This window comes from Salinibacterium sp. (assembly GCF_031364185.1).
Taxonomy (GTDB): Bacteria; Actinomycetota; Actinomycetes; order Actinomycetales; family Microbacteriaceae; genus Rhodoglobus.
In genome coordinates, this window is sequence record NZ_JANLVV010000140.1 from 1 (window position 1) to 11,327 (window position 11,327).

13 protein-coding genes are annotated in these 11,327 nt (G+C 66.5%); 8 read left to right on the top strand and 5 right to left on the bottom strand.

From position 1 onward, the window contains the following. Nucleotides 1–118 precede the first annotated feature (118 nt). Nucleotides 119–1,024 carry a homocysteine S-methyltransferase gene (gene mmuM, locus RMN95_RS06180; protein ID WP_309616068.1) on the top strand — a complete coding sequence of 302 codons (906 nt, stop codon included), beginning with the start codon at nucleotides 119–121 and terminating at the stop codon, nucleotides 1,022–1,024. Nucleotides 1,025–1,100: 76 nt separating this feature from the next. Here the strand turns inward: mmuM and RMN95_RS06185 are convergent, their stop codons facing one another. Further along, nucleotides 1,101–1,943 (bottom strand): alpha/beta hydrolase, encoded by an 843-nt coding sequence (locus RMN95_RS06185; protein ID WP_309616069.1) that lies wholly within the window; start codon nucleotides 1,941–1,943, stop codon nucleotides 1,101–1,103. A gap of 132 nt (nucleotides 1,944–2,075) precedes the next feature. Here RMN95_RS06185 and RMN95_RS06190 point away from each other — a divergent pair, with 132 nt between their 5' ends. From RMN95_RS06190 to RMN95_RS06210, 5 genes are all read left to right on the top strand, one after another. Continuing rightward, entirely contained in the window at nucleotides 2,076–2,648 is a 573-nt protein-coding gene (locus RMN95_RS06190) for a TetR family transcriptional regulator C-terminal domain-containing protein (protein WP_309616070.1), read from the top strand. A gap of 318 nt (nucleotides 2,649–2,966) precedes the next feature. Continuing rightward, nucleotides 2,967–3,434: a nucleoside deaminase gene (locus RMN95_RS06195; protein WP_397545146.1), complete on the top strand. Its 468-nt coding sequence runs from the start codon at nucleotides 2,967–2,969 to the stop codon at nucleotides 3,432–3,434. A gap of 35 nt (nucleotides 3,435–3,469) precedes the next feature. Next, nucleotides 3,470–4,108, top strand: coding sequence for a DUF1294 domain-containing protein (locus RMN95_RS06200; protein WP_309616071.1), 639 nt, complete (start codon nucleotides 3,470–3,472; stop codon nucleotides 4,106–4,108). Nucleotides 4,109–4,203: 95 nt separating this feature from the next. Beyond that, nucleotides 4,204–4,761 carry an NTP transferase domain-containing protein gene (locus RMN95_RS06205; RefSeq protein WP_309616072.1) on the top strand — a complete coding sequence of 186 codons (558 nt, stop codon included), beginning with the start codon at nucleotides 4,204–4,206 and terminating at the stop codon, nucleotides 4,759–4,761. Nucleotides 4,762–4,923: 162 nt separating this feature from the next. Continuing rightward, complete coding sequence (locus tag RMN95_RS06210) at nucleotides 4,924–6,633, top strand: APC family permease (RefSeq protein WP_309616073.1); 1,710 nt, start codon at nucleotides 4,924–4,926, stop codon at nucleotides 6,631–6,633. Between the two features lie 42 nt (nucleotides 6,634–6,675). Here RMN95_RS06210 and RMN95_RS06215 read toward each other — a convergent pair whose 3' ends face one another. Beyond that, nucleotides 6,676–6,981, bottom strand: a complete 306-nt coding sequence (locus RMN95_RS06215) for a hypothetical protein (protein ID WP_309616074.1) — start codon at nucleotides 6,979–6,981, stop codon at nucleotides 6,676–6,678. Between the two features lie 231 nt (nucleotides 6,982–7,212). Between RMN95_RS06215 and RMN95_RS06220 the strand changes: the two genes are divergently transcribed. Further along, a complete protein-coding gene (locus RMN95_RS06220; RefSeq protein WP_309616075.1) occupies nucleotides 7,213–7,926 on the top strand; it encodes a GNAT family N-acetyltransferase in 714 nt (237 codons plus the stop codon). Between the two features lie 28 nt (nucleotides 7,927–7,954). Next, nucleotides 7,955–8,644 carry a YoaK family protein gene (locus tag RMN95_RS06225; RefSeq protein WP_309616076.1) on the top strand — a complete coding sequence of 230 codons (690 nt, stop codon included), beginning with the start codon at nucleotides 7,955–7,957 and terminating at the stop codon, nucleotides 8,642–8,644. 367 nt (nucleotides 8,645–9,011) lie between these two features. Here the strand turns inward: RMN95_RS06225 and RMN95_RS06230 are convergent, their stop codons facing one another. The 3 genes from RMN95_RS06230 to modA form a co-directional block, all read right to left on the bottom strand. Beyond that, entirely contained in the window at nucleotides 9,012–9,734 is a 723-nt protein-coding gene (locus tag RMN95_RS06230; RefSeq protein WP_309616077.1) for an ATP-binding cassette domain-containing protein, read from the bottom strand. Then, nucleotides 9,731–10,543, bottom strand: coding sequence for an ABC transporter permease (locus RMN95_RS06235; RefSeq protein WP_309616078.1), 813 nt, complete (start codon nucleotides 10,541–10,543; stop codon nucleotides 9,731–9,733). Before RMN95_RS06235 ends, RMN95_RS06230 begins: the two co-directional genes overlap by 4 nt. Continuing rightward, nucleotides 10,521–11,327 (bottom strand): molybdate ABC transporter substrate-binding protein (gene modA / locus RMN95_RS06240; RefSeq protein ID WP_309616079.1); only part of this gene is annotated, 807 nt, incomplete at its 5' end. The genes modA and RMN95_RS06235, both read right to left, overlap by 23 nt.

An 11,327-nucleotide genomic window follows, 5' to 3' on the forward strand; every position in this document is an offset into this window, starting at 1 on the left:
CGCTCGGCAGCTACCCCGGCGCCGTGGTGGTGGCCAGCCACGATCGCTGGCTGCGTCGTCGCTGGAGTTCGCCGACTCTCCACCTCCGCGCGTCTCGCTGAACTGGCAGGATTCAGGAGTGAACATTCGCTCCCCCTTCACCGTGCTCGACGGCGGTTTGTCTACCGTTCTGGAAGCGCGCGGCGTCGATCTGAAACATCCACTCTGGACGGGCCGGCTCATCATCGAGTCCCCCGAAACCCTGATCGAGGCCCATGGTGACTATCTGCGGGCCGGCGCCGAGGTGATTATCACCGCCAGCTACCAGTCGAGTGTGGCGGGGCTCGAGAAGGCGGGGCTCACCCGCGCCGAAGCCGAGGCAGCGCTCGGATCGACCACGACCCTCGCCCGGGAGGCCGTCTCGCGCCACGGCTCGCCCGCTCTCGTGGCGGCCTCGGTCGGGCCGTACGGCGCGACTCGTGCCGATGGCTCGGAGTATCGCGGTGACTACGACGTCGATGCGGCGCAGTTGCGCGAGTTCCACCGGCGTCGCCTCGATGTTCTCGTCGATTCCGCTCCCGACCTGCTGGCGGTCGAGACCATCCCCACCGTGTTCGAAGCGCACGCCATCGCTGCGGCGATTGCCGCAACGGGAGCAACTCCGTCCTGGTTCTCCTTCGTATGCCGCGACGAGGCGCACACCGCGGGCGGCGACCGCATCGAGGATGCCATCGCGATGGCCGCCGGCATCCCTGGCATGATCGCCGTCGGTGTGAACTGCACAGACCCGAGACTCATCGGCCCCCTGCTCGAGCGCGCCGCCACCGTCACCGACCTGCCCCTCGTCGCCTACGCCAATGGCGGCCAGAACTGGAACACAGCCGCGGGGGCATGGGACGGCGACCCCATAGCGCCCGACGCTCCCGCCTTCGTGGCGAGTTGGGTCGCGTCAGGCGCACGCATGATCGGTGGATGCTGCGGCGCAGGCCCAGCGCACATCGCAAGCCTGCGCCGCCAGCGTGACGCTACCGCCCCCGCGCGCTGAACGCCGCGGCGCGCACCCCCGTCGATCCCGTCACGACAGCTCGCGCGAGATGCCGGCGGGGGCGGCCACGCTTCGCCTACTTGGCGAGGAACGCGAGCAGTGCCGCGTTCACCTCGGCGTAGTGCGTCTCGAGCAGTCCGTGGGGAGCGCCCTCGATTTCGACGTACTCGGCTTCGGGGAACAGCTTCGTGAACTCGCGACCCGTCGAATCGATGGGCAGGATATTGTCCTTCGTCCCGTGCAGGATCAGGCTCGGCGTGCCGGCCTCGCATACCTTCGCGACGTCGCCGCGGAAATCTTCGAGCCAGGATGGCACTACGGCGTACGCGGCAATGGGGGCGCTGGTGGTCGCGACATTCCAGCTGTTGGTGACATTCTCCTGGCTGATGCGGCTGCCGAGATTCTCATCGAGGTTGTAGAAATTCTGGTAGAAGTTGGTGAACCACGCGTATCGGTCGGCCCTCGCATTTGCTTGGATACCGTCGAACACCTCACGAGGCACTCCCGCGGGATTGTCGTCAGTCTTCAGCAGGAACGGCTCAAGTGAGGCAAGGAAGGCGAGCTTGGCGACGCGATCCGATCCAAATCTCGACACATAGCGAGCGAGCTCACCGGTTCCCATCGAGAAGCCCACGAGCACGACGTCGGTCAGGTCGAGCTCGGTTAGCACGGCATTGAGGTCGGCAGCGAAAGTGTCGTAGTCGTAGCCGACCGTGGGCTGGCTCGACCTGCCAAAGCCCCGACGGTCGTAGGCGATAACCCGGTAGCCGGCGTCGAGCAGGGCGAGGGTCTGGCGCTCCCAGGAGGCGCCGCTGAGCGGATAGCCGTGGATGAGCACGACGGCCTGGCCGGTGCCGTGGTCTTCGTAATAGAGCTCGATGTCTGTGGAGTTCTCCTGGCCTACGGTGATGAACGACATGATGTTCTCTTTCCTCGTTGTGATTCCCGTTGCGCGAGAACGTGCGTTCTCATCGCGTTTCTCCTATGCTAGAGAACGAACGTTCTCGATGCAAGTCCTCGAGGTCGATATGTGCTAAAAATCTGGAGAACAATGGATGACGCCACCGCACGTGAGCTGGTGCTCGACGCTGCCGACCGCCTCTATTACCGTCGCGGCATCACCGCTGTCGGAATGGACGAGCTCCGCACTGCCGCCGGCGTTTCGCTGAAGAAGACGTATCAGCTCTTCCCCTCCAAAGACGTCATTGTCGAGCAGGTCTTGCGTCGGCGCAATAATGCCTGGACCCGCGGCATTCTCGCCAGGGCAGAACTCGAGCCAACCCCCCGCGGCAAGCTGCTCGCCATCTATGACTTCCTTTCCGACTGGTTCGTCGAAGATGATTTCCGTGGTTGCGCCTTCATCAACTCGTTCGGCGAACTCGGCGCCACGGCACCGACCGTTGCGCAGGCCGCGCGCGACCATAAAAACTCGTTCCAGGCCTACGTTGCGGCACTCGCGCAGGAGGCCGGCGCGCCGAGCAACCTTGCTCCGCAACTGGTGCTGCTGGCGGAGGGTGCGCAGACCACGGCGGCAATTCTCGGCACACCGGATGCGGCCGCTCACGCTCGCGCCGCGGCATCCACCCTCATCGATGCCAGCCTCAGCGCCTCTCGACGGCACTGAGGCCGGTGGAATCATCACCGGCGTCACCATGGCGCCGAACAGCATCCCGCCTCTCACAGCCAGGCGCGCGACCGTGACGCTCAGCGCTGGCACCAGATTTTTGGGCAGACGTTGCGGGCATGCTCGACCCGCTCGGACTTCTCCAATATTAATCGAAATGCCGTCTATTCTGAGGTCACAGCGACCACGGTGCGCGAGTGTGCGACCCCGCAAAAACTTGCCCTCCAGCAGACGCTGTGTCGCAGGAGCAGGCCCGTGCTCGAACAGATTCCGTCCACTGTGGAGGTCCGCATGATTGCGCCGAGTATGCATCACCCTGTGACCGACCTCGAGTGGCTGCAGCGCACCGTCGCGCTCGCCACCAGCAACGTGGCAGCCGGTGGCGGACCCTTCGGCGCCCTGATCGTGCGTGACGGCGCGCTGATCGCCGAGGGGCAGAACCGGGTCACCGCCAACCTCGACCCGACAGCACATGCCGAGGTGGTGGCGATCCGCGCTGCGTGCCAGCTGATCGGCGACTTTTCGCTGGCCGGGGCCACGCTTTACACCTCGTGCGAGCCATGCCCGCTGTGCCTGTCGGCGGCCCTGTGGGCACGGGTCGATCGGATTGTCTATGCGGCCGATCGGGATGACGCGGCGCGGGGCGGCTTCGACGACCGCGATTTCTACGAACTCTTCGCCCGGGACCGCGCAACGTGGGGCGTGTCCATCGAGTCTGTACGCCCCGTTAATGCGAGTGAACCCTTTGATGCCTGGCTCGCCCACGAGCATCGCACCGACTACTGAACAGGCCTGCCAGCCCCAGAAGCTAGGGTCGAGGGATGACCGCCGCCACTTCCTTCCGTGACGGCACCCTCACGATCTGGAAAGACGACCGCGGCTTCGGCTTCATCCAGCCCGCTGATGGCGGCGACCGGATCTTCGTCAACGTCAATGACTTCGCCCAGGGACTGGCCCGCCCTGCGGTGGGTGACCCCGTGCGCTTCAGGACCGAGGTCGATCCGAGCGGTAAACCCAGGGCGGTGAGCGTGTCACCCCCGGGCATGTCGGCTCTGACCGCGCCGATCCCGCGAGTGAGGTTTCGGCGCCGGGAATTACTCGGGTGGTTCGCCGTAGTCGTGTTTGTGCTGCTGCTGGTGGCCCTGACAGCCTTCTTCGAACTCTCCCTCTGGGTCGGGGCCTCCTACCTGGTGCTGAGCATCGCCTGCTTTGTGGCATATGCCGTGGATAAGTCGGCCGCCGTCACCGGCGAATGGCGCGTCTCAGAAACGCGACTGCTCATTCTCGGCCTGTTGGGTGGATGGCCCGGGGCCGTCATCGCCCAGCGAGTGCTCAGGCACAAGACTCGAAAGGTGGCCTTCATCTCGATCTTCTGGGTTACGGTGGCGGTCAACGTCATCGCGCTGGTGGTATTCGGGTGGCCTCCTCTCATGCAGTCCATCGTCGAGCTGGCGACGTAGCGATAGTCGGCTTACGGTCGCGGTAGTTGGCGTAGGCGAAAGGGCTCAGCAGCGCAGCATTCGTCCGATCGATCACCGTGTGTATAACTGTATCGATGGCAATCGCAGCGCATGGCGACGTAACAGGCATCGTCCTGGCAGCAGGCGCCGGTTCTCGCGCAGGCGGACCCAAGGCTCTACTGCGGCTGCCCTCAGGAGAGCCGTGGCTCGAGGTCGCCACCCGCGCACTACTCGACGGGGGTTGCGCACGAGTGGTCGTCGTGCTCGGCGCACAGGAGCGATGTGCCCGGACTCTCGTACCCCCGGACGTCACAATCGTGATAGCGCCGAACTGGCAGCACGGCATGTCCGACTCCCTACGAGCGGGGCTCGCCGCGGCCACCGGTGACGCTGCCCTAGTCACACTCGTCGACCTCCCGACGCTGCCGGCCGCAGTGGTGAGGCGCGTGCTCGACGCCGAGGGCGATCTGCGTCAGGCCGTGTTTGGCGGGCGGCCCGGCCATCCCGTCTACTTCTCCTCAGACCGGTGGATGCCCGCCGCCGACAGTCTCGTCGGCGACACCGGTGCGCGGCGTTACCTGGCGGCGCACGGTGTCGTGGAGGTCGAGTGCAGCGACCTCTGGGATGGCGTGGACCTGGACTTCGGAGGCTAGCTTTCCGTGACCCCTCGGCGGATGTCGGCGGCCGCGGAGCGGTGCGGATCTCAACCTCAGTCGCGCAGCGCGCGGGCTGAAATCATCCTCACACTTGGTGTAGGGGCCGCGGGGGACTAGATTTCTCCAACCACCCGAATTCCCCGAACGAACGGCGGATCAATGTCGACTGCTGCAACCACCCCCGGCCCTGGCGCCGGCGATAAGGGCCTGAAGACAGGGGCCCTCGGCCTTGTCTCCAGCATTGTCGTCGGAATGTCGTCCACGGCACCCGCCTACAGCCTCGCGGCCAGCCTCGGATTCATCGTCGCCGCCGGCGCCGGGATCAAGTCGCCCGCGATTGTGCTGCTGGCCTTCGTGCCGATGTACCTGATCGCCGTGTCCTACCAGGAACTGAACAGGGCAGAGCCGGATTGCGGCACCACCTTCACCTGGGCATCCCGCGCTTTCGGCCCGAAAACCGGCTGGCTCGGAGGCTGGGGCATCATCGCGGCGGACGTAATCGTGATGGCGAACCTCGCCCAGATTGCCGGAACATACACGTTCACGCTGCTTGGCGAGCTGGGCGTCGCCGGAGTTGCGGACCTCGGAGACAACGTCGTCGCCAGCACCACCGTCGGCATCCTCTGGATCGTGCTGATGACCTGGATCTGCTATCGCGGCATCGAGGTATCTGCACGGCTGCAGTACGGGCTGCTCGCCATCGAGGTCGTCGTGCTCGTGATGTTTGCCGTCGTTGCGCTGACACGGGTACTCTCCGGCGACGGCGTGCCCGGATCGCTCACCCCGTCCCTGGACTGGTTCAACCCGGTCGGGCTCGATTTCCCCACCGTGATCGCCCCCGCAATCCTGACCGCGATCTTCATCTACTGGGGATGGGACACCGCCGTCGCCCTGAACGAAGAGAGCGCCGACCCCGGCAAAACCCCCGGTCGAGCCGCCATCATCTCCACTTTCCTTCTGCTCGGAACCTACGCGCTGGTCACGGTCGCGGCCGTGGCCTTTGCGGGCGTCGGCGAAACAGGGATGGGCCTGGCCAATCCCGAGAACTCGGGCGACGTATTCCGTGCCATCGGCGCGACCCTGTTCGGGGACAGTCTGCTTGGCCACATCGCTCTCGTGCTGCTGGCGGCATCCATTCTCACGTCTGCGTCGGCGTGCACACAGACCACGATCCTGCCGACGGCACGCACCGCACTCTCCATGGCGGCCTATAAGGCGATTCCGGAGAAGTTTGCGCGCATCCATCCGAAATTTCTCACCCCGACCTGGTCGACGATCGGCATGGGCATCATCTCGATCGCCTTCTACCTGCTGTTCACCCTCATCAGTCCTGATCTGCTCGGTGCGCTGATCGGCTCGGTCGGCCTCATGATCGCGTTCTATTACGGGCTCACGGGATATGCCTGCTTCTGGTTCTACCGCAGGACGCTGCTCACGAGCGCACGCCATTTCGTGATGCGCGGGGTCATCCCGCTCGCCGGTGGACTGATGCTCACCGCGGTGTTCGGCTTCGGGCTACAGCAGTACGCCACGGTTGACTGGCTTCTGGATGCGAACGGCAACAACGTCACCATTTTCGGGATCGGCGCGGTAGCGGTGGTCGGAGTCGGCGCGATGCTGCTGGGCGTGGTTCTCATGCTGGTGTGGATGGTGCGGGCTCCCGCGTTCTTCCGCGGCAAGACTCTCGAGAAGCGCGCAGACGACCTCGTGCTGCTGCCTGCGGTCGGCTCCGCGCCCATGTTCGGGCTCCCCGACTCAGGGCTGATGCCGACCGTGATTGCCCCCGACCTGTCGAACCTGCCGCCGGGTGAGACGGCGGTCGATCCGGCAACCGGAGAACGGATCACGCGCTCCGGCGCAGACAGCTAAGGGGCGCGGACGGCTCGGGGGCGGGGACGGCTCGCATGGCGCTCATGCGATAGCCGCTCGATCTCGACGATCAACTCGCTCGCGCTGGCCATGGCATCGTGCCGACGTGCTGCCGGCGTGACCGGCCCTGCCGATCATGCTGAGCTCGAACCGTCTGGCGGCGGTGATGGAGGTCACGACCGCAAGCTCGCGACCGGCACCCTCCAGAATCTGCCCGCTTTCTCTCTGCCCTTCGAGGTATCCCGTGGGCTCCTCCGGGCGACGAAAAGCGCCGGGGAGTCTCGCCGGATCCAGCCCGAAATCGTGGAACGTCTCGAACAGCGTGATGCCGTCATCGTCGGATCGCACTGGCCGACGAGCTGTGCTGACCTGGCGCGCAGCACCGGCGGGTCTGCGTTGATCGGGCCCGGGCCCATCGGCAGGCGCGGGGGCGGGTTTATCGGTTCGGTCGACACAGCCTTGGGCCACGGATGTCGTGCCATCAGCGTGTTTCGGCATCCCGTGCGATCCAGCTCGCCGGAGCATGAGCATCCCTAACGTTCATGCGTTCAGATGCAATTCAGATCTTCACTGCCTAGGATGGCAATAGTGACCGTTCGCCCGAGAGACCCTGTGACCCCCAGTTCGGGATCACTGGACTCCGGCAATTCAATTGTTCGGCAGCGACTGTCACGGTGGGGCGTTCGCACTCCTCGGCTACTGCGCGGCCCGCGTGTCGAAGTTCCCCTCACTGCCCCGGTCATTCAAACAGCACGACTCGTAATCCGTCCCCATCGGCTTTCCGACGCCGAAACCTGGTTCGATATCCAATCCGACGAGGGCGTGTTGACGTTTTTGTCGTGGCCGCACCGCAACCGCGCGCAATCCTTTCAGCACCTCAAAGACAGGACGAGGCACACCACGCTCTCGCAGGCGGACGACCTGCTCGCGCTGGCCATCGAGCGTGACGGGAAACTCATCGGCGACCTGTCGGTTCACTTGCGCACCGTCCACCCCGATTTCCGCTCCGCCGAGATCGGATGGATCCTGGCGTCATCCCACGGTGGCGCAGGTCTTGCCACCGAGGCGGTCTGCGCCGTGATCGACCTGATGTTCGGCCGCCTTGATATCAAGTGGATGCTCGCGATAGTCGACATCAGGAATGAGAGGTCCCTGGCTCTCGCGACACGACTCGGCTTCATCGAAGTGAGCCGTGACGGTCGGGACCTCACGATGATGATGAGTCGCGACCAGCGCAACTTCTGCCCCGATCACTCGGGTCAGCGCTCGCTAAGTAGCCACCACATCGGCTGACGTCACCCGGGAGCACAGGGGAGAATCCATGATTGCCAGGATGCGCCGAAACCCGGAGCGCCTGCACCTCGCGTTGATGCTCGCACTCACCTTTTCGACCGGTGTGATCGATGCCGTCGGATACCTCGGCCTCGACCGTGTCTTCACCGGCAACATGACGGGCAACGTCGTCATCCTCGGGATGGCCCTGACCGGTGCCGACGGTTTGCCCATCACCGGCCCGATCATCGCCCTGCTGCTGTTCATGCTGGGTGCCGGCATCGCGGGGCGCGTGTTGAGGTCGATTGCCGCGGGGTGGTCGGCGCGGTCGACCATCCTGTTTTCATTCGTCGGACTCGTTCTCGCTACATCGGCCATCCCCATGCTCGTCATCGACGATCCGACCGAACCCCTGATGCTTGCGGCCACCGGCGCGCTGGGCCTCGCCATGGGTATGCAGGCCGGGGCCGCCCGGCACATTGGGGTGAAGGATGTCACGACCGTCGTCGTCACCTCCACCATCGTCGGGCTGGCCTTCGACTCGGTGTTCGCCGCCAGGACCTCGGGGCACCCCTGGGCTCGCCGCGTGCTCGCGGTCGCCCTGATCGGCGCCGGAGCCGCCGCCGGCGCCCTCCTGCTGCAGATCAACATCTCGGCCGGGATGCTCGTGGCCGCCGGCATCACCCTCGTGGCCGCGCTGCTCGGTCACCTCGGCCGCCCTGGCGCCGCCGCGGCGTAGGCCGGGCGGCCCGCTCTCCCCTCCGGGCGCCTCCCCTGCCGAGGGCCCCGGTCCCCTGTCCCCGCCCCCGCCCCTCGGGCTCGATCCCCTTCCCCTGTCCCGGTCCGAAATGACGGAGTCTTCGGGCCCTATCTCAGGCATCCAGTGGGCTGGAGTTGAGCCCGGGGTCCACAAGTCCGTCATTTCGGACTGCCGCGGGGCACGACCGCCTCGTGTTGGTAACTCCCGCAATTCGGCACCAGCCGCGAACAGCCGGCCCGGAAAGCCGGGTGTGTTCGCCGGCGGCACCTGCGATCTGCAGGAGTTACCAACATCGGGGTGCGGTTGCGAGTGCGCCGCGGGGACGGCAGCAGCTACGCGGCAGAGGCTAGTCGTCGGACCAGCTGGCGACCAGCCGCGCGATGTACGAGGTCGCCGGTGCCTGCACCAGCTCGCGCACGGTCGCTCGCTGGGTGGCGCGCCCGTGCTCGATGACGACCACGTCATCCGCGAGCGCGGCGACGTCGTCAAAGCTGTGGGTCACCACGATGGTCGGGCCACCCCATTCGCGGATGTGACGGCCCAACTCGCCGCGCACGTCTTCCCGAACCTCGACATCAAGGGCCGCGAGGGGCTCGTCGAGCAGCAGCAGATCGGGATCGCTGGCGAGGGCGCGTCCCAGGGCGACGCGCTGCGCCTGCCCGCCGGAGAGCTGGGGCGGGCGGGCCGAGGCGAGGTCGGCGATGCCGAGGCGGTCGAGCCAGGCGAGGGCCAGTGCGCGGCCCGCCGCCCGGGATTTCCCGGCGGCGCGCGGGGCGAAGGCGACGTTCTCAAGCACGGTCAGGTGCGGGAACAGCAGGTAGTCCTGGAACACAACCCCGAGGCGGCGATCCTCCATTTCGACATGGGTGGACTCGTCGTCGAGTACACGATTGCCGACCACGATCGAGCCGGAATCGAGGTGAAGGGTTCCGGCAAGAAGCGCCAGCACGGTCGACTTGCCCGCGCCATTCGGGCCGAGCAGGGCGAGGGTGCGGCCGGCGGAGACCGCGAGGTCAAGGTCGAGGGTGAAGGCTCCGCGAGTGGCCTGAAGCCGGGCCGCGATGCTCACCCTGTCACCCCCGGCACCCAGCGGTCGCGCAGGCCGATAAGGACGGCGACGGAGATGAGCATCAGCACGAGCGAGAGGGCGATCGCGGCATCCGGATCAGTCTGAAGTTGCAGGTAGGTCGCAATCGGCAGCGTCTGCGTGGTGCCCGGAAAGCTGCCGGCGAAGGTGATGGTGGCACCGAATTCGCCGAGCGCACGGCAGAAGCAGAGCAGTGCGCCGGCGGCGATTCCCGGGGCGACCAGCGGCAGTGTGATGCGACGAAATACGGTGAACCGCGAGGCACCCAGTGTCGCGGCCGCGATCTCGAACCTGCGATCGGATGCCCGCAGCGCCCCCTCGACGGCGAGCACCAGGAACGGCATCGCAACGAATACCTGCGCAATGACGACGGCCGCGCTGGTGAACGGGAGCTGAAACGGGAGGTACTGCCCGAGCAGCCCTCGACGCCCCAATAGCAGCAGCAGCGCCACGCCTCCCACGACCGGCGGCAGCACCAAGGGCACGGTCACCAGCGCGCGCAGCAGCCGCCTCGGCACCGCGGGCCACTGCGCTGACTGCGCGAGCACCAGGGCCAACGGCACCCCGAGCACCAGCGCGATCAGCGTCGACACCAGCCCTGTACCGAGGGAGAGCAGCAGCGCGGAGGCGATGGCCGGCTGGGAGAGGAGTTCGGGAAGCCGCGCCCAGGGTGCGCGCAGCATGAGCGCGAGAAGCGGCAGCCCAAACAGCGTGAGCGCCAGTATCGCGGGAATCCACAGCACCGGCGTCAGCACGCCGCGGCGGCGGTTACGGCGCGCCGAACCCGGCATCGGTCAGGATCTCCTTCCCGGCAGGCGAGAGCACCCAAGCGATGAACGCGGAAGCGGAGACCCTGTTGGTGGATGCACTGAGCAGCGCGATCGGATACGCGCCGATGGCGGTGGATGCCTCGGGAAACTCGATCCCTTCAACCCTGTCCCCCGCAGCGATCACGTCGGTGCGATACACCAGCCCGGCGTCGACTTCGCCGAGTTCAACCCTGGTCAGGACGGCCCTGACGTCCAGCTCGAGAGTGTCGGGCGCTGCGACGATCCCGGCACCGTCGAACACGGACTTCGACGCCGCACCGCACGGCACTTCGACCGCACAGAGGGCCAGGCCGAGGTCGGCGTTGGCGAAATCGGCGAGGCCGGTGATGCCACCGGGATTTCCTGCGGGCACCGCGATCTCGAGCGTGTTGGTGACGAACACGGTCGGCTCGCCCACGGTCAGCCCGGCGTCGGCCACCGTCGCCATAGTGGCGCCACTGGCGGCGGCGAACACGTCGGCCGGCGCTCCCCCGATGATCTGGGTTGCGAGGCTAGAGCTCCCGCCGAAGTTCAGGGCGACCGTCACGTTCGGGTGCTCCCGCTCGAACGCGTCGGCGATCGCCCCGAACGTGTCGGTGAGGGATGCGGCGGCGAACACGGTCACGGTGCCCGTGAAGGAGTCGGGAGAAGCTGGCGCGGTGGGCGCCGAGCATCCACTCAAAAACAGCCCCGCCGCCACAACGGTCACCAGCACGCGCTTCACGCGCCGACCTCCGGTAGCTCGATGACCACGGTGGTCGCTTTC